Source organism: Pedococcus sp. P5_B7 (assembly GCF_054049895.1).
Genome location: NZ_JBFULM010000002.1, coordinates 245,569 through 262,750 on the forward strand (window position 1 = coordinate 245,569; position 17,182 = coordinate 262,750).

At 70.5% G+C, this 17,182-nt stretch carries 19 protein-coding genes; 9 read left to right on the forward strand and 10 right to left on the reverse strand.

Annotation, left to right across the window (positions count from 1 at the left end; translation table 11 throughout):
• Positions 1-41 precede the first annotated feature (41 nt).
• The 4 genes from ACXJKD_RS03980 to ACXJKD_RS03995 form a co-directional block, all read right to left on the reverse strand.
• A complete protein-coding gene (locus ACXJKD_RS03980) occupies positions 42-320 on the reverse strand; it encodes a hypothetical protein (RefSeq protein ID WP_457253106.1) in 279 nt (92 codons plus the stop codon).
• Positions 321-624: 304 nt separating this feature from the next.
• Positions 625-1,047 (reverse strand): SRPBCC family protein, encoded by a 423-nt coding sequence (locus ACXJKD_RS03985; protein ID WP_457253107.1) that lies wholly within the window; start codon positions 1,045-1,047, stop codon positions 625-627.
• A gap of 209 nt (positions 1,048-1,256) precedes the next feature.
• The gene (locus ACXJKD_RS03990) at positions 1,257-1,775 is read right to left on the reverse strand and encodes a hypothetical protein (RefSeq protein ID WP_457253108.1); all 519 of its coding nucleotides are present in this window, start codon (positions 1,773-1,775) and stop codon (positions 1,257-1,259) included.
• 231 nt (positions 1,776-2,006) lie between these two features.
• Positions 2,007-2,882, reverse strand: a complete 876-nt coding sequence (locus ACXJKD_RS03995; protein ID WP_457253109.1) for a LysR substrate-binding domain-containing protein — start codon at positions 2,880-2,882, stop codon at positions 2,007-2,009.
• Positions 2,883-3,078: 196 nt separating this feature from the next.
• Here ACXJKD_RS03995 and ACXJKD_RS04000 point away from each other — a divergent pair, with 196 nt between their 5' ends.
• Positions 3,079-4,431 (forward strand): MFS transporter, encoded by a 1,353-nt coding sequence (locus ACXJKD_RS04000; protein ID WP_457253110.1) that lies wholly within the window; start codon positions 3,079-3,081, stop codon positions 4,429-4,431.
• 196 nt (positions 4,432-4,627) lie between these two features.
• Here ACXJKD_RS04000 and ACXJKD_RS04005 read toward each other — a convergent pair whose 3' ends face one another.
• Positions 4,628-5,050, reverse strand: a complete 423-nt coding sequence (locus ACXJKD_RS04005; protein WP_457253111.1) for an Hsp20/alpha crystallin family protein — start codon at positions 5,048-5,050, stop codon at positions 4,628-4,630.
• 127 nt (positions 5,051-5,177) lie between these two features.
• Between ACXJKD_RS04005 and ACXJKD_RS04010 the strand changes: the two genes are divergently transcribed.
• The 3 genes from ACXJKD_RS04010 (at position 5,178) to sigJ (ending at position 7,502) form a co-directional block, all read left to right on the forward strand.
• Positions 5,178-5,525, forward strand: a complete 348-nt coding sequence (locus ACXJKD_RS04010; protein ID WP_457253112.1) for a MerR family transcriptional regulator — start codon at positions 5,178-5,180, stop codon at positions 5,523-5,525.
• A gap of 85 nt (positions 5,526-5,610) precedes the next feature.
• On the forward strand, positions 5,611-6,564 hold the full coding sequence (locus ACXJKD_RS04015) for an NAD-dependent epimerase/dehydratase family protein (RefSeq protein WP_457253113.1): 954 nt from the start codon (positions 5,611-5,613) through the stop codon (positions 6,562-6,564).
• A complete protein-coding gene (sigJ, locus tag ACXJKD_RS04020) occupies positions 6,561-7,502 on the forward strand; it encodes an RNA polymerase sigma factor SigJ (RefSeq protein ID WP_457253114.1) in 942 nt (313 codons plus the stop codon). Before ACXJKD_RS04015 ends, sigJ begins: the two co-directional genes overlap by 4 nt.
• Before the next feature lie 101 nt (positions 7,503-7,603).
• Here sigJ and ACXJKD_RS04025 read toward each other — a convergent pair whose 3' ends face one another.
• The 3 genes from ACXJKD_RS04025 to ACXJKD_RS04035 form a co-directional block, all read right to left on the reverse strand.
• Positions 7,604-8,086 (reverse strand): excalibur calcium-binding domain-containing protein, encoded by a 483-nt coding sequence (locus ACXJKD_RS04025; RefSeq protein ID WP_457253115.1) that lies wholly within the window; start codon positions 8,084-8,086, stop codon positions 7,604-7,606.
• A gap of 221 nt (positions 8,087-8,307) precedes the next feature.
• Positions 8,308-9,621, reverse strand: a complete 1,314-nt coding sequence (locus ACXJKD_RS04030) for a nuclease-related domain-containing protein (RefSeq protein ID WP_457253116.1) — start codon at positions 9,619-9,621, stop codon at positions 8,308-8,310.
• A 153-nt stretch (positions 9,622-9,774) separates the two neighbouring features.
• Positions 9,775-11,187 (reverse strand): DUF222 domain-containing protein, encoded by a 1,413-nt coding sequence (locus ACXJKD_RS04035; RefSeq protein ID WP_457253117.1) that lies wholly within the window; start codon positions 11,185-11,187, stop codon positions 9,775-9,777.
• Positions 11,188-11,460: 273 nt separating this feature from the next.
• On the opposite strand from ACXJKD_RS04035, the gene ACXJKD_RS04040 reads away from it, so the two are divergent.
• The 3 genes from ACXJKD_RS04040 (at position 11,461) to ACXJKD_RS04050 (ending at position 13,188) form a co-directional block, all read left to right on the forward strand.
• On the forward strand, positions 11,461-11,766 hold the full coding sequence (locus tag ACXJKD_RS04040; RefSeq protein WP_457253118.1) for an ArsR/SmtB family transcription factor: 306 nt from the start codon (positions 11,461-11,463) through the stop codon (positions 11,764-11,766).
• Positions 11,763-12,737, forward strand: a complete 975-nt coding sequence (locus ACXJKD_RS04045; protein WP_457253120.1) for a TIGR03086 family metal-binding protein — start codon at positions 11,763-11,765, stop codon at positions 12,735-12,737. The genes ACXJKD_RS04040 and ACXJKD_RS04045 overlap by 4 nt, the downstream gene beginning before the upstream one ends.
• 115 nt (positions 12,738-12,852) lie before the next feature.
• The gene (locus tag ACXJKD_RS04050; RefSeq protein WP_457253121.1) at positions 12,853-13,188 is read left to right on the forward strand and encodes a hypothetical protein; all 336 of its coding nucleotides are present in this window, start codon (positions 12,853-12,855) and stop codon (positions 13,186-13,188) included.
• Between the two features lie 93 nt (positions 13,189-13,281).
• Here ACXJKD_RS04050 and ACXJKD_RS04055 read toward each other — a convergent pair whose 3' ends face one another.
• The gene (locus ACXJKD_RS04055; RefSeq protein WP_457253122.1) at positions 13,282-13,923 is read right to left on the reverse strand and encodes a hypothetical protein; all 642 of its coding nucleotides are present in this window, start codon (positions 13,921-13,923) and stop codon (positions 13,282-13,284) included.
• 173 nt (positions 13,924-14,096) lie between these two features.
• Here ACXJKD_RS04055 and ACXJKD_RS04060 point away from each other — a divergent pair, with 173 nt between their 5' ends.
• Both ACXJKD_RS04060 and ACXJKD_RS04065 read left to right on the forward strand, forming a co-directional pair.
• A complete protein-coding gene (locus ACXJKD_RS04060) occupies positions 14,097-15,248 on the forward strand; it encodes a sensor histidine kinase (RefSeq protein WP_457253123.1) in 1,152 nt (383 codons plus the stop codon).
• A complete protein-coding gene (locus ACXJKD_RS04065; RefSeq protein WP_457253124.1) occupies positions 15,245-16,000 on the forward strand; it encodes a response regulator in 756 nt (251 codons plus the stop codon). Before ACXJKD_RS04060 ends, ACXJKD_RS04065 begins: the two co-directional genes overlap by 4 nt.
• 84 nt (positions 16,001-16,084) lie before the next feature.
• Here the strand turns inward: ACXJKD_RS04065 and ACXJKD_RS04070 are convergent, their stop codons facing one another.
• Positions 16,085-17,095 carry an aldo/keto reductase family protein gene (locus ACXJKD_RS04070; RefSeq protein WP_457253125.1) on the reverse strand — a complete coding sequence of 337 codons (1,011 nt, stop codon included), beginning with the start codon at positions 17,093-17,095 and terminating at the stop codon, positions 16,085-16,087.
• Between the last annotated feature and the right edge of the window lie 87 nt (positions 17,096-17,182).

The following is a 17,182-nucleotide window of genomic DNA, read 5'->3' on the forward strand; positions in this document are numbered from 1 at the left end:
TGCCAAAACGCAGGCTGAGCCGGCACGCTGACGCCCGTCGCTCAGTGCGGCTGGTGTCGACGCTGGTGCGTCCCGCCCTGGTTGGCGAGGAGTCGCCGGCCGAACCGCACGACGGTCCAGCACCACCAGCGGTCGATGTCCCTGGCCGCCAGGTCGGCGCGCCACTCCCAGTAGCCGCACAGCTGCACGAGCTCGGCGTCGTTGAGCGACAGGCAGATCTCGACGAAGGAGCCATACCGGCCGATCGTCGGGTCGACGAACGGCGGCCCCTCGTAGATCACCCAGGTGTCCCCCGAATCGATCCTGCCCACCTCAGCCATGGCCTGATCCTGCTCCTGCCGGACGAGGGGCGCCTCCGTCGATCGATGGAGAACGCTCTCGCGCGGATGCTCGGGCTCAGGCTGGGTCGGGCTCAGGCTGGGTCGGGCTCAGGCTGGGTCGGGCTCAGGCTGGGTCGGGCTCAGGCTGGGTCGGGCTCAGGCTGGGTCGGGCTCAGGCTGGGTTCGGGCGCGCGAAGGCTCGGGGTCAGGCCGGGGTCGGGCTCAGGCGCGGGGTCGGGCTCAGGCTCAGGCGCGGGGTCAGGCGCGGGGTCAGGCGCGGGGTCAGGCTCGAGTCAGGTTCGGATCAGGCGCCTGGCACCCCTCCGACGAACCGGCCGAGCGCCTCGTCCCAGTGCGCCTTGTCACCGCGCGGGTCGCCGGCGATGCCACGCCCCTCGTGGTAGACCTCGACGCGCGTCGAGTCGCCGTCGGGATGGAGCTGGACGTCGAGCATGCTCAGCGGTCCGTCGTCGTGCGGGTGCCACGTGACCCGCACCTGCTCGACGGGGTGGATGCTGCGCACCACGCCGTACGAACCGTCGGACGCGCGCCACGGCTCGCCCTTGTTGCCGATCCTGGCGCCGTCGCCGAGGAGCGCCTCGGTGCCGGCGGGACTGACCAGGTGCTGCCAGACCTGGGTGGGCGTCGCCGTGACCTCGTGGCTGGCGTGGACGCCAGCCTCCAGGTCGTCGACGTCGTCAGGAAGCGTGTCGACCTCACTGCTCATGTGCAGACCTCCGTCCGAGCTGGCCGCGCCCCGGGTGGGCGTGACCCACACTCCGACAGTCGACCGCGTGTGGGCGCTGTCGGCAACCCCTTGGGGGCCCTTGATTTGGTCGGCCGGGTCCCGTGCCACGACACGGCCAGGGCGTATGCCGGGTGGTGCGCACCCGGCATACCCCTGGTCGGCCGTCGGCCGGCCCTCACATGGCGAGGTCAGTGTTGGGCGATGACGGTCTTCCAGCCGTAGTCGTAGGCGAAGCCGGTCGGGAAGTTGTCGTCGGTGGCGCTGGAGTCGAACACGCAGAACTGCACCCACGCGGAGCCGTTGGCGAGCGTGCCCGAGACGAAGTTCGTGCCGAACGGGTGGTCGACGAGCTTCACCGTGAAGCGCTCGACGTGCCACTGGCCATCGCACTGGATCGTCTGCCCGGCAGGGTCGTTCGCGTACTGGTAGTTGGTGTCGTACCAGGCATCGGACAGCATGCCCGAACCCTCAGCGGTCGGGTCCGCGCCGCCCTGCTTGATCGAGGCCCAGAGGTGCGTGCCGGTCTCGCCACCCCAACAGCGGAACTTGGCCTGGATGTACGCGTCGCTGCCGTTGGCGACGACGTGCTTGCCGACCCAGGCGATCTCGGGCGCGGGCAGCTCCGCCGCGGAGGCGGAGCTCGCGGGGAGGGTGATGGCAGCGGCCAGGGCCAGTACGGCGGCGGCTGCGACGCGGGCAGGTCTCATGGGTGTCTCCTCGGGGCCTCGTGTCGTCTCAAGGGGCTGGGTGTCAGCCCCCGGCCGACGCTAGGGGCGGTCGTCAGCGCGCGGCTCCCACTCAAGGGTGACCGCGCCTGCGACGGATGCCTGAGACGACGGAGGTATGCCGCGTGGTCGCCCACGCGGCCGACCGCGCCTCGGCGCGCCCCCTCGCCCTGGCGACTGCGCTGGCCACGCGGCCCACCTCGCCTCGGCGGCTCAGCCGGCCGTCACCGTGGTGAGGGGCGCACCGCTGGCGAGGATGGCGGACGTGAGGGCCTTGGCCGGCTCGGCGGGCGCGCTGCGGTTCGTCAGCAGGACGAGGTCGAGGTGCGGCAGCTTGGGCAGTCCGACGGTGGGCGGCACCTCCACCAGGTCGGCCGGCATGAGGGTCCGGGCCATCACGGCGACCCCGAGTCCTGCGCGGACTGCGGCGAGCACGCCGTTGACCCCTCTGACGGTGCAGGTGATCCGGCTGCGCCGGCCGACCTTCTCGAGGGCCTGCACGCTGACCGCGCGGCTGAGGCTCGGCGCCTGGTAGACGACCAGCGGGACAGGCTGCTCGGGGTCGATCCGGGTCGAGCTGATCCCACACCAGACCAGCTGGTCGCGCCGCACGAGCTGCCCGCGGGTGGTCCGTGGTGCGTCGGCGCCGCGCTTCACGAACGCGACGTCGAGGTGACCCGACTCGATCCGGCGCACCAGCGAGTCGTTCTGGAGGACGGCGAGCTCGAGGTCGATCCGCGGGTAGAGCTGCCGGAAGTCGCGCAGGATGCGCGGCAGGGGTGTGAGCGCGAGGTCGTCGGTGACCCCGAACCGCAGTCGCCCCTGCAGGTGGGAGCCGGTGAAGTAGCCGACCGCCCGCTCCTGCGCCGCGAGGATGTCGCGGGCGAACGCTGCCATCGCCTCACCGTCGGACGTCAGGGCGACGCTGCGGGTGTCACGGACGAAGAGGGGCCGCCCCACCGCGTCCTCGAGCCGACGCACGTGCTGGCTGACCGTGGGTTGACGCAAGCCGAGCGTCTCGCCGGCCCGGGTGAAGCTCAGCGACTGGGCGACGGCGACGAACGTCCGCAGCAGCTCGGGGTCGTACACAGCTCGCAACCTCTCGCAGATGTGTCATTGCGATGCTGCATGACACTTATAGGACTGATTCTGGATGAGAATACTGCGTAGCGCCGTTGACCGGGCGAGACTGGACCTCGTCCGCGCTTCTCGAATAGATCCGCTCCCCGACTCCACCCGCTCCCCGACTCCACCCGACCACGACGCTACTTTCCCGGGACGACCCTTGAGCTCCACCGACGCTGCCTCTGTCCGTATCTCCAGACCACTACTCCCCCACCACTTCTCGCGCACCTTCCCCTCCCTCGGCAACCGTAACTTCCGGTTGTTGCTGTCCGGCCTCCTCCTCTCGGGCACCGGCGGGTGGGTCCAGCGCATCGCCCAGGACTGGCTCGTCCTGACCATGACCGACAGCCCGACGGCCGTCGGGGTGGTCACGGCCTTCCAGTTCGCGCCCACCCTGCTGTTCGGGCTGCACGCCGGCCTGTTGGCCGACCGCCTGCCGAAGCGCCAGCTGCTCCTCGGCACCCAGGTCTCGATGATGCTGACGGCGACGGCCCTCGCCGTGCTGACCCTCAGTGGTCGGGTCGAGGTGTGGCACGTGTTCCTGCTGGCCGCCGTCCTCGGGACGGTCGCCGCGCTCGACAACCCGGTGCGCCAGTCGTTCGTGTCCGAGGTGGTCGACGGGCCCCAGCTGGCCAACGCCATCAGCCTCGTCTCCTGCACCTTCCAGATCGGCGCGATGGCCGGGCCGGTCCTCGGCGGACTGTTGATGAGCACGGTCGGCGCGGGCTGGGCGTTCGTCGTCAACGCGCTGTCCTTCGTGGGACCGGTCGTCGCGATGCTGTGCATGCGCGGCACCCCCACCCGAGCGGAGGTGCGGGCCGCCCGCCTGGCGGCCGCCGCGCGCAACGGCGCCAGTAGTCGCGCCCCAGGTGTCCGGGCGGGCCTCTCGTATGCCGTGCACACCCCGAGCGTCCTGTGGCCCGTCGTGATGGTCGGCGCCTTCGGGTTCTTCACGATCAGCCTGCCGGTGACGCTCGCGGCCTACGCCAAGGACGTCTTCCACTCCGGGGCCTCGGGCCTCGGACTGCTCAACGGCGTGGTCGCGCTCGGTGCCCTGGCGGGCGCGCTGACGACCGCCCGTCGTCGGCACCAGCCGCGGCTGCGCACGGTCGGAGTCGCCGGGTCGACGCTGGCGGTCGCCTTGCTCGTCACGGCGGCCGCTCCGGGACAGGAGGTCTTCACGCTGCTCCTGGTCACGGTCGGTGCCGCCAACCTCGGCTTCCTCACCTCGGCGCAGTCGCTCGTCCAACTCGCAGCTGTCGACCACCTGCGTGGCCGCGTCGTCGGGCTCTACCTGCTCGTCTTCATCGGCAGCGGGGCCGTGGGCGGACCGGTGGTGGGGTGGTTGGCCGAGACCTACGGCGCCCGCACCGCCCTGCTCGCGTCGGGGGCGGTCCCGGCGGTCGTCACCCTGCTGGTGTGCCGGCACCTCGCGAGGGCTGCCTCGCTGCGGCTCGGCCTCACCTCCGTGGCGATCCACCTCCCCCGCCCGTCCCTGCTGCCCCGGCCCTAGTCGCAGCGTCACTACCCCGGCCCTAGTCGCAGCGTGAATACCCCGGCCCTAGTGGCAGCGTCACGATCACCGTCACCGGTGGCGCCGGCCAGTCCCCGCCGACCCGAATGCCCACGAAGGCGCCCACTGAGCAACGCCCCCCGGCGCATGGCACCCCGGAGCGTCTGGGTCGACGGGGACCGCTGTGGCCGCGAGGTCAGGCCGAGATCGCGTGCTGCCGCCGGTCGCCCGAGCTGATCTCGATCTTGCGCGGCTTGGCCTGCTCGGCCACCGGGATGGTCAGCCGGAGCACGCCGTCGACGTAGCCAGCCTCCACGCGGTCGACGTCGAGGGTGTCGCCGAGGAACAACTGCCGGCTGAAGACCCCGCGCTGCCGTTCAGTGGCGATGGTGTCGACGTTGTCGTCGAGCCGCTCGCGCTCGGCCTTGACGGTGAGCACGTTGCGCTCGACGTCGAGGTCGATCGAACCAGGGTCCACGCCCGGGAGGTCGAACTCGACAACGAAGGTGTCGCCCTGTCGCCAGGCGTCCATGGGCATCACCGTGGGACGAGCCATCGTCCCGAAGACCTGCTGGGCCAGCTGGTCCAGCTCGCGGAACTGGTCAGTCCGCATCAGCATCACAACCACCTCCAAGGATGAGGGCCTATTTCCTTCCCTGACTGCGTCTCGTTAGAATCTCAGTCATGGGCTATAGATTTTGTAAATCCATAGATATCAGTTTGTCAAGTGCCCGGGTGCGGCAGTCGTGACCGAGGAGACCCGGCCGTCGGGGCGTCCGCTGTACGCGATCTCGGTCGCGGCCGAGCTCGTCGGCCTGCCCGTCCCCACCCTGCGCCTCTACGAGGAGAAGGGCTTGGTGACGCCCCAGCGGACCGAGGGCGGGACCCGCCGCTACAGCGACGCAGACCTGGCCCGCATCGCCCGGGTGGGTGAGCTGGTCGAGTCCGGGGTGACCCTCGCCGCCGTCGCCATGGTCCTCGACCTGCAGGACGACAACGCGGACCTCAGCCACCGCAACCGTGGGCTCAGTCGGCGCAACACCGAGCTGCGGGAGGACAACGCACGCCTGCGTCGGGAGAACGCCAAGCCGTGACTGTCACACCGGGACGAGCTGTCTTGTCTGAGTTGCTGTAGCTGACCAACGATGATCGAGACGAGATCGGAAGCGAGGCAGAACCATGAAGGTGTTCGTCGCAGGAGCCACCGGAGCCATCGGCCAGCAGCTCGTGCCGCAGCTGGTGCAGGCGGGCCACGAAGTCACCGGGATGACACGGAGTGCGTCGAAGCAGCAGCTGCTGCGCGACCTGGGTGCCGAGCCGGTCGTGGCCGACGCGCTCGACGCCGACCAGGTCGCCGAGGCTGTCGGGCGGGCGCAGCCGGACGTCATCGTCCACCAGCTGACCTCGATCGGGCCGATGGACCTGCGCCACTTCGACCAGGCCTTCGCGATGACCAACCGGCTGCGACGGGAGGGCACCGACCACCTGCTGTCGGCGGGTCAGGCGGTCGGCGTGAAGCGGTTCGTCGCGCAGAGCTTCTTCGCGGCATACGAACGCGTCGGCGGACCGGTGAAGAGCGAGGAGGACACGTTCGGGGTCGGGGCCGCCAAGGAGATGCGCCAGACGGTCGCTGCCATCAAGCACGTCGAGGACGCAGTCCTCGCGGCCACCTGGACCGAAGGGATCGTGCTGCGGTACGGCGGTTTCTACGGGCCGGGCACGTCGCTGGGCCCCGATGGCGAGCAGACCGCCGCCGTGCGGCAGCGCAAGTTCCCGGTCGTGGGCAACGGCGGCGCAACGTGGTCGTTCATCCACATCGCCGACGCTGCCGAGGCGACCGTCGCGGCCATCGACCACGGTCGACGCGGGGTGTACAACGTGGTCGACGACGAACCGGCGAAGGTCGCTGAGTGGCTGCCTGTGCTGGCGCGTACGTTGGGGGCGAAGGAGCCGATGCACGTGCCTCGGTTCGTGGGGCGGTTGCTGACCGGGGAGATCGGAGTGGCGATGATGACCGAGCTGCGGGGCGCGTCGAACGCCAAGGCCAGGCGCGAGCTCGGCTGGGAGCCGGCGCACCCGAGCTGGCGGCAGGGTTTCGCCGAGCTGACGTCTGCCGAACGGGTGCGGACGTGACCGACAGCCCCCTGACGGAGCGGGAGGAGCTGCTCGACGAGCTGCGCCCGACGTCGTTCGCGATCGCGTACCGGATGCTCGGCAGCGTCTCGGAGGCCGAGGACGTCGTGCAGGAGGCGCTGCTGCGGGTGCACCAGTCGCTCGACGCCGGCGAGGAGATCGCGTCGCCGCGCGCCTTCGTCGCCACCATCACCACCCGGCTGGCGATCAACGAGCTGAAGTCGGCCCGCGCACGCCGCGAACGGTATGTCGGCGAATGGCTGCCCGAGCCGATCATCACCGACGGCTCGGGGGCGCCCGACGACCCGGCTCGATATGCCGAGACCGCCGACTCGCTGTCGCTGGCGATGCTGGTGCTGCTCGAGAGCCTCTCCCCCGAACAACGAGCGGTGCTGTTGCTGCACGACGTGTTCGGTTACGGGTATCCCGAGATCACTGACATCGTCGGCAAGACCGAGGACAACGTCCGCCAGCTCGCCAGCCGCGCTCGTCAGCACGTCAAGACGCGACGGCCGAGGTTCACCACCACCCGCGAGCAACAGCGCGAGCTGGCGTCCCGCTTCTTCGCCGCCGCCCACGACGGAGACCTCGCCGCGCTCGAGTCGCTGCTGGCCCATGACGTGGAGCTGACCGGCGATGGAGGCGGCAAGGTGCCCGCCCTCGCCCGGTCGCTGCGCGGTCGCAGTCGGGTCGCCCGCACCCTCGGCAACTGGCTGCGCGCGCTGGCGCGGTTCCCACAGGTGTCGATGCGGCCGGTCGAGATCAACGGCGGTCCTGGCGCGATCTACGTCGACGACCAGGACCGGGTGCTCGGCGTGTGGTCGCTCGACATCACCGAAGGCGAGATCACCGGGATCCGCTCGATCGTCAACCCCGACAAGCTCGCCCACCTCGGCGAGGTCGGAGACGTGGTGGCGATCATCCAGTCCGCGCGCTGACCAGTCGTGGGTATGCCGGGTGATCACCACCCGGCATACCCACCGGTTGCGGACGCCTGTCCGTCGCACTTCGTCAGAGGTGGAACGCGTCAGCGACCGGATCAGGACTCGCAGCCCACCCCGTCGCCGTCACGGTCGAGCTTGCGGGAGTATCCAGGATCGCCGGTCCGGACCGGCGCTGCGCCTGCAGCACGGGCCGCGTCGCAGTTCTCGTAGTAGACGAACGCCGGCTCAACAGCCGCCGCCGCCGCCTCCTCTTCGGCCGCCGCTGCTGCCTTGGCCTTCGCGGCCGCGGCCGCCTTTGCCTTAGCCACGGCCTTCGCCTTCGCTGCAGCCGCAGCCTTTGCCGCCGCAGCCGCCTTTGCCTTCGCCGCTGCTGCTGCCTTTGCCTTCGCCGCCGCTGCCTTCGCAGCGGCAGCAGCTGCGGCTTTGGCTGCGTCTAGGGACGTCGAGGGAGAAACGGAAGCCTGCGCGTCCACCAACGCCACCGAGCGATTGTCGTTGGCTGCGGGCGAACCCCCACACGCACCCAACATGGAGATGCCGAGCGCAACAACGAGCGCGGTCACGATGCGTCGAGTCATGGTCCCTGTCCTTCGTCTGCTGGTCCGCGCGACGCTACCTGCGTACTCATCGCGTCCGGACGACTCCGACATTTGGTGACCGAACGGACTATGAGCCGGAGCCAGGAGTGCTCTTGGGGCATCCAAACGATCGCCTGAGGAGGCGCCGGCCCCACGGCACCAGGGTGAGGAAGCGAAACCCGCAGCACCCGTCCAACGTGGACCCCCTACCCGCGCGGGCCTCAGGAGCTGGCGGCGGCGGCAATGGCCACCGCCATGGCGCGGGCCTTGTCGTCGGAGACCCCGAGCTTGGTCGTCGCGACGACCACGACCGTGTCAGCCCTCGCGCGGACCGGTTTGGCGCCTCGGATGATCCACTGACCTGACGCCACCGATGCCTTGGTGGCGGGTCGGTAGGTTGAGTCATACGCCCCGCCGAAGACCACCCGCTTCTGTTTGACCGAGGTGGCGAGTTCCACGTCGTAGGCGGCGCGGTCGTCTGTCATGACGATGCTCACCAGCTCCGTCGTCGCGTCGTCGAGGCGCGTTCCCCAGGCGCAGCCCTGCCTCGTGGCGATCGGCCTGACGGTGCGATGGATGATCGACTTGATCTCGGCCGCCGTGGCGTCGGAGCAGTCCGGCGGTCCCAGCGGTGTGGCTGACACCGGCGCGGCAGGGCGCTTGGTGGCGGTGCCCTTCTTCGCCACGCTTGTGAGCTCTCCCGTGGGCGCGCCGGTCGCGAAAGGCGCCGCCGAGGTGGCGGCCCCACCTCGGGGTTGGGCGTCGAACACCCGGGTCAGGATGTCCGGCAGGCGTGGCAGGAGCATGAGGAACAACGCCACACCCACGCAGAGCATCGCCAACCGCCCGAACACCGAAACGGTTCGCCTGCCGCGGCGCGGACGTGACCGAGGAGTGCGACGAGCTCGAGATCGGACGGCTCGGCCTCGGCCCTTGGCGCCACCCATCGCGGAAAGGAGCGCGACGTCGGTGGTCGTGGAAGGAAACTCCGTGATCACTCTCGTCGCCAGTGCTGCAAGCCGGTCCGAAGGGATCACCACGTCACGAGCGCGCAGCCATCTGGACAAGGCCGCGACTGGGACGACCCAGATGCCACGGACCAGCCGTGGATCACCGAAGTCGTCGGCCCGACTTCCCGCGAGACACAGCACGGGGACCACGGCAGCGTCACTCTCGGCGGCCATGTACGCGGCCATGCCGTGCACCTTCTTCAGCTCGTCCGCGAGGCTGACCGTCTCTCTGATCCCGTCACGCGTCCGGTGCTGGAACAGTCCGCCCTCGTGCTCGGTCACCATGCCCGCACGGTTCTTCGCATCGATCAGGAAGACACCAGCCGGCCCGATGGCGATGTGGTCGAGGTTCGCCTCCGACCGCCCTGGACGGAGAAGTCGGTCATGGACCACGATCCACGTATCCGGAAGGTCTTCGAGCGCTGCTGCCACACGGCGTTCCCCTTCGGCGCCCGCGGCCCAGGCGCCCGCCTCTTCGATCAGTCGCTTGGCGTGCTCGTCAGCGCTGCCCCCGGCATTTCCCACGCGGCGATGGTGCCGTGCCCGGCACGCAAGCGTGGGCGGTTTGGTGCAGATTCACCCATTCAGACCATCGGCCACACCCTCACCCAGACCCACGCTTCAATCTCCCTTGACATGCTTCGCGCCCCGCCGGTCCAGGCGGGGTGTGGAGCGGGGTCATCGTGGCGGACGCTCGTCGCGATCGTCACCACCAGCGCCATAGTCGCCATGGTCGCCACCGTCGATCCCGTCGCGAGCGGGCTGCGTGCTCCGCCACTGGGCAAGCTGGACGTCGTAGGACCCCGGTGTCAGGTCCCACTTCACGAACGGGCCGCTGAGCCCCCTGACGACTTCGCCCGCGTAGCGGTTGGAGTGCACGACGGTGTGGTGTCGCTGGCACAGGAGCGCGCCATGAGCGGTGTCGGTGGGACCGCCATCGGCCCAGTGCAGCAGGTGATGGGCGTCGCACCAGCTCGCGGGTCTGGTGCACCCGGGGAAGGTGCAGTGCTGGTCGCGTAGCCAGAGGTGGCGGATCTGCGCGCGGTTGAACAGCCGCTCGGCCCGACCTTGCTCGAGGATCTCGCCGCGGGTGCCGAGCACGGCTGGGATGACCTGGGCGTCACACGCCAGGCGCCGCACCGTCTCGATGGGCACCGGCTCGCCGCCGACGGTGAGTCCGGCACCCCGACACAGCTGCTGCAGCTCGTCGAGCTTGATGGTGACCAGCAGGCTGGTCTTGGCCTGACGCGGCACGCCGTCCGGGGCGCTCACCGCTCGCCGCACGAGGTCGATCAGGGCGTCCGCCCGTCGCGCACCCGGAGTCCGGGGGTCGTAGTCGCCAGTGTCTGGATCCTTCTGGGGCTTAGCCAGCGCATCGACGGCGGCGTCGACGATCGCGGCGCCCTCGTCGTCGAGCATCAGCGTGTAGCGCCACATCCCCAGCGGGCCCTTGGCCTTGTCCAACGCGCGGTGCGCGCGACGGACTTCCGCCTCGTGCTCGACCAGCCGGTCAGGTCGCAACAGGTCTGCAGTGCGGCGGATTGCGATCGCCAGGGACTTCTCGGGCATCCCATCGTGGCCCCGTGCTCCCCAGAGCAAGGCGGCGGTGGCGTCCTCCAGGTGGTGCGGCTCGGCCAGCGATCGCACCCCGCGGTGGAACCGCGTGATCATCGCCGCCTTGGCGACCGGCAATGCCTCTGTTGCACCGGGCCGAGCACCAGCCTCGACCGCCTCCCTCACCTCTGCTAGGCGAGGCTCAGACGCGATCTCTGCGACGGTGTCGAGGTCGGATACGAGACGCGCGCCGAGTCGGGGGGCCTGTTTGCGAGCCCAGTCCTGCGGCCCCCAGCCCTCCCCCACCCCGAGGCCCCGAGACTTGGCCTCCGTCATGACCGCCGCCAGCCGCGTCTCGGATCCGGCGTGCACGTCGCCCAGGACCGTCATGGTCTCCTCGAGCTCCGCATCGGACAACGCCCACAGCCGCTCCGAACGCGCGCCGGCCAAAGCATCTCGGGCGCCCTTGGCAGCACTCAACACCGGCCGGTCGGAGCCGTGTCCGCCGGGCGCCGCGGTGTCGGGTGCGAGTGCCATGGAACAACCGTAGACGGAACCACTGACAGCCCAACGCAATGCATAGGGAGCGAATCCCCTTGCACCACAAGCGGATTCACATCGCGCGCGACCGCGTGTGACGTCAGTGAACTAGTGGTGCGATATCGCGCCGATACGGTGCCGGATCCGCATCTTTGTCCACAGGAAAGCCCAGCAACCTGAAGCGAGGCAGTCCAGGCAACGGCCGGCCGCAACCTTCCATCTCCCCGCCGCTGGACAGACGCGTTAGTGGCGACTAACGTATTCAGAGTTGTGACTGACCCACTCTCCGCCGCCGCCGAACCGAGCCGCCGCCGGATCCTGCAGCTCCTGGCCCGAGGGCCCCGGGGCGTCACGGACCTGGCCGGCGAGTTCACGGTGACCAGGTCCGCGATCAGCCAGCACCTCCTGGTGCTCGCCGATGCCGGTCTCGTGGCGGCCGAGAAGGTCGGGCGCACGCGGATCTACCGGGTCGTGCCGAGCGGGCTGCAGCAGCTGCAGGCCGAGATCGACCGGTTCTGGACCTCCGAACTCGACCAGCTCGTCGCCGACGCGCACCGCCTGAAGGGAACACCATGAGCTTCACCAAGTCCGTTGTCCTGCCCGTCTCCCCCGACGAGGCCTTCGCCCTCGTCACCGAGCCGGAGCGGCTGCGTCGCTGGCAGACCGTGACGGCGACCGTCGACCTGCGAGCCGGTGGGTCGTACCGCTGGACCGTCACCCCGGGCCACATCGCCGAAGGCACCTACCGCGAGGTCGAGCCGGGCCGTCGCGTCGTGTTCGGCTGGGGCTGGGACGAGAATCCCGCGCTGCCGAAGGACGCCTCCACCGTGACGATCACGATCGAGCCGGTGGCCGAGGGCTCCCAGGTCACCCTCGTGCACGAGGGGCTCAACGACGAGCAGGCCGCCATGCACGCCGAGGGCTGGGACCACTTCTTCGAGCGGCTCGAGCGGCTCGCCACCACCGGCGACGCCGGGCAGGACGAGTGGGCCTGGGCCCCCGAGGGCCTCACTCCGCTGGTCGCTGCGGAGGCAGCCCTCGCCGCCATCCAGCCGGTGCTGCGCGCCCTCACCCCCGAGGACCAGCCCAAGCCCACGCCCTGTGCCGACTTCACCGCCCACGAGCTCGCCGTCCACCTGCTCGGTTCGCTGGTCCAGCTCGGTGGCATGGCGGGCGCCTCGCTCGCCATCCCCCCGAGCGGGTCGCTGGAGGACAAGGTCTCGACCCTTGCCGCTCAGGCCGTCGCAGCGTGGCGCGAGGTCGACCTCGACGGCACCATCACGACCCCTGGCGGCGACGCCCCGGCTGCCTTCCTCGCCAGCATCCTGCCGCTGGAGCTGCTGCTCCACGGCTGGGACCTCGCCCAGGCCAGCGGCCAGCAGCTGCGGGTCTCCGACGAGGTCGTGACCTACATCCACGAGCTGTCCAGCGGCGTCATCGCCCAGGGCCGCGGCAGCTCCTTCGCCGACGAGGTCACCGCAGGTGCCGACGCAGATGCGGTCGAGCGCTTCGCGGCCTACGCGGGTCGCGCCCCCATCCCGGCCTGAACCCGGCGCTCCCGTCCCAACCCGGCGGGCCAGCCCAACCAGCGCCCGTCACAGTCAGACGCCATCCCAGTCCCAACAACGGACGAAAAACCCAGCCCACCAAGGAGATCCAGTCATGAGCAAGTTCCTCTTCATCTACCACGCCCCGACCACGCCTGCCGAGAACACCCCCACCGACCCCGCCGAGATGGAAGCCGTCATGGGCCAGTGGATGGAGTGGGCCGGCCGCGTCGGTGACGGCATGGTTGACTTCGGCACCCCGCTGGCCGAGGGCGTCCGCGTCACCCCCGAGGGCACCTCGCCCGCGACGAGTGACGTCGTCGGCTACAGCATCATCGAGGCCGCGGACCAGCAGGCCGCGCTCGCGCTGGCCGAGGGCCACCCGCACCTCAACATGCCCGGCGGGTGCACCATCGAGGTCCACGCGGCACAGCCCGTTCCCGGCATGTGACCGAGCGGGCGCGACCCTGAAGCCGCGCCCGGCACACACCGAGGGGTATGCCGCGTGGTGACCACGCGGCATACCCCTCCCGCCCCCCTCGGTTCAGGCAGTCGACGTGCTCAGGACGACGCCAGCCTCCTGGGTGTGGCGCGATCCGCGCACCACCAGCCGAGCGCCGAAGACCAGCGCCCAGACCAGGTAGACCGGGATCGTGAAGTAGAACGGCAGCAGGATCCCGCAGAGGCCGGCGACGACCGAGAAGACGGCCAGCCATCGTGGGAGCGCGGCGCGAGCGGCGAGCACGATCGCCACGACTCCGACGAAGAACGCCGGCCCGCACAGCGCCAGCAGGTTGCCGATCTCGCTGATCGTGTAGACGACCGGGTGCGGCACGCCCTGCCTGACGGCGTCACCTCCCTCGGCCAGCGCCGTGACGAGGCCGCCACCGACGAAGGCGCCGACCACGCTGATGGCCGCGCCAGCCACCGACAGACCCCACGCCGTCTCCCCCACCGCGCCTCCCAGCCTGCGCAACCCGTGCCCGAAGGCGAGCAGCCCCAGAGCGGCGAGCGCGCCGAGGTACCAGAAGCCGATCGAGGTGGCGTAGTGGCTCGGGTCGACGTACCCAGCGACCATGCCCGGCTCGTAGTCGCCCCCGGGACCACCCGCCCCGGCGAAGCCGACCGTGGTGCCGACCGCATAGACCAGGAGCCCGATGCCGGCACTGCGTGGAATGGTGTTCATGTTTCCTCCCCGTGGTGGTGTCGCACCGCGGTGGTGTCGACCTCAACGACGGTAGGAACCCGCTCTCCGCACGTCGTCCTGCCCGGGCACGAAATCGGGCTGTCCGACAGCAGGACTCCCGCATCCTCCGCAAGGAGGACGTGCGACCGTCCGCGCGGGCGTACCTTCGGTGCGTGACGCGCAGGAACTGGGCGTTCGACCTCACCGTCGCGGTCGTGGTCGGCGTCCTCGGGCAGCTCGAGGCGTGGTGGGGGTTCACCTCCACGCACCGCCAGGGGCCGTTGTGGGCCCAAGCCCTCCTGTATGCCGTGACGGCGGTCCTGCTCGCGGGTCGCCGGGTGAACCCGCTCGCGTGCCAAGGGGCGATCCTCGTGGCCAGCACGGCGGAGTTCGCACTCTTCGGCGCGCCCGAGGGCAACGGTGTGATGCTGCCCATGCTGATCGCGACGTACACCGTGGGCCGACGACTGCCGTCGCGACGCGCGTGGTGGGGGCTCGTGCTCGCGGCGGCGTTCTGGCTGTCCTGGTCGAGCCTGGACCCGACGGGCGAGCGCGCCACCATGCACGAACGACTGCTCACCCTCGTCTGGCTGTCCCCCTCGGTCATCGCCTGGCTGGTCGGCGCGGTCGTCCGCCTCACGGTCCTGAACACCGAGCAGCGGCGCGTGAACCGTCGAGCCCTCGCCTCCCAGGCGGTGGCGGAAGAGCGCAACCGCATCGCCCGGGAGCTGCACGACGTCATCGGGCACAGCGTCAGCGTCATGACGGTCCAGGCCTCGGCGGTGCGGCGACGGCTCGCGCCCGACCAGGCGACGGAGCGCCAGGCGCTGGAAACCGTTGAGGCGGTGGGCCGCGAGGCGCTGGCCGAGATGCGTCGCATGGTGGGGGTGTTGCGCCAGCCGGGTGACGAGACCCAGCTCGAGCCGCCGCCTGGGCTCGACCAGCTGGACCGGCTCGCCGACAAGTTCCGCACCGCCGGGCTGCCGGTGGAGCTCGAGGTGAACGGCCCCGTGCAGGCACTCGCGCCGGGGCTGGACCTCACCGCCTACCGGCTGGTGCAGGAGGGCCTGACGAACACGCTCCGCCACGCCCGGAACCCGCGGAGCGCGGCGGTGGTCATCGACTACGGCGCCGAGCGGATCCAGCTCGCGGTGCGCGACGACGGGCAGCCCCCGGTGGGCGCCGGCACGCACTCCCCTGAGGCTGGCAGCGGACTGCGCGGGATGCGGGAACGCGTTGCGGTGTATGGCGGTTCGCTGGTCGCGCGGGTCAGGCCCGAGGGTGGCTTCGAGCTGGTGGCCACGCTGCCGCTGGAGTCGGCATGAGCGCGAGCCCGCGGGAGGCGCCAGAGGGACCAGAGGTGCCGGACGCGCAAGACGCGCCGTCGCCGGCAACCGGCACCATCGGCGTGCTCATCGTGGACGACCAGGCGCTGGTGCGGGCCGGGTTCCGGATGATCCTCGAGATCGAGCCCGACCTGCGCGTGGTCGGCGAGGCTGCGGACGGCGAGGAGGCGGTAGCCCAGGTGGCGGCCCTGCGGCCCGACGTGGTGCTCATGGATGTGCGGATGCCCGGCCTCGACGGGATTGCCGCGACCAAGCGACTGCTGGCCGAGGGTCCGGCGGCGACACGCGTGGTGATGCTCACGACGTTCGACATGGACGCCTACGTCTACGAGGCGCTGCGCGTGGGCGCCAGCGGTTTCCTGCTCAAGGACGTGCAGCCGGAGCTGCTGGTGGCCGGGATCAGGGCAGTGCACGCGGGCGAGTCGCTGCTGGCACCCACGGTGACCCGGCGGATGATCGAGTCCTACCTGGCGCGACCGCGCGTGGTCGATGGAGAGGCCCCGGCGCGGCTCGACTCCCTGACCCCCCGCGAGCTCGAGACCCTGACGCTGCTCGCCCGCGGGCTCACCAACGCCGAGCTGGCCGAGCAGCTGTTCGTCTCGGAGACGACGGTGAAGACCCACGTCGGCCGGGTGCTGATGAAGCTCGGCCTCCGCGACCGGGTGCAGGCCGTCATCTACGCCTACGAGACGGGGTTGGTGACCAGCGCCGGTCCGCAGGACCCGCAGTAGACCTGCCCGGCCAGCAACGCCCGAGGGGTATGCCGCCTGGTGACCACGCGGCATACCCCTCGGCTGGCGGCGCAAGGGCTCCGGTCAGGCGACGCGCTTCTGGGGCGACGTCTCCTTGGTCTTGCCGGGGTCGCGCTCGACGATGTCGCCGAGGACGTCGTCGATCTTGGCCATCAGCGCGGGCTCGAGCTTCACGCCGGCGGCCTTGACGTTCTCGTGCACCTGCTCGGGACGCGAGGCGCCGACGAGCGCGGCGGCGACGTTGTCGTTCTGGAGGACCCAGGCGACGGCGAGCTGCGCCATCGTCAGGCCGACCTCGTCGGCGACCGGCTTGAGGCCCTGCACGCGGGTGAGCACGTCGTCGTTCATGAAGCGGCTGATCATGTCGGCGCCGCCCTTCTCGTCGGCGGCGCGCGAGCCCTCGGGCGGCTTCTGGCCGGGCTGGTACTTGCCGGTCAGCACGCCCTGCGCGATGGGGCTCCACACGATCTGGCTCACCCCGAGCTCGCGAGACGTCGGCACGACCTCGTCCTCGATGACGCGCCACAGCATGGAGTACTGCGGCTGGCTCGAGATGAGCTGGATGTTGAGCTCCTTGGCCAGCGCCACGCCGTCGCGGATCTGCTCGGCGGTCCACTCGCTGACGCCGATGTACAGCGCCTTGCCCTGACGGACGACGTCGGCGAAGGCCGTCATCGTCTCCTCGAGCGGCGTCTCGGTGTCGTAGCGGTGCGCCTGGTAGAGGTCGACGTAGTCGGTCTGGAGGCGCTGCAGCGAGCCGTTGATCGACTCCATGATGTGCTTGCGCGACAGGCCGGTGTCGTTCTTCCCGCCCGGCCCGGTCGGCCAGTAGACCTTGGTGAAGATCTCCAGGCCCTCGCGCCGCTCGCCCTTGAGTGCCTCGCCGAGCACGGTCTCCGCCTTGGTGTTGGCGTAGACGTCGGCGGTGTCGAAGGTGCTGATGCCCGCGTCGAGCGCGGCGGCCACGCACTGCGCGGCGACGTCGTTCTCCACCTGCGAGCCGTGCGTCAGCCAGTTGCCGTAGGTGATCTCCGAGATCTTGAGTCCGCTGTTGCCCAGGTATCGATAGTCCATGGTTCAACCGTATGTCGCCCGCCTGACACCCGCCGCACGGGGGCGTGGGTGAGACCAGCACGCACAGAGGCGAGGTATGCCGCGTGG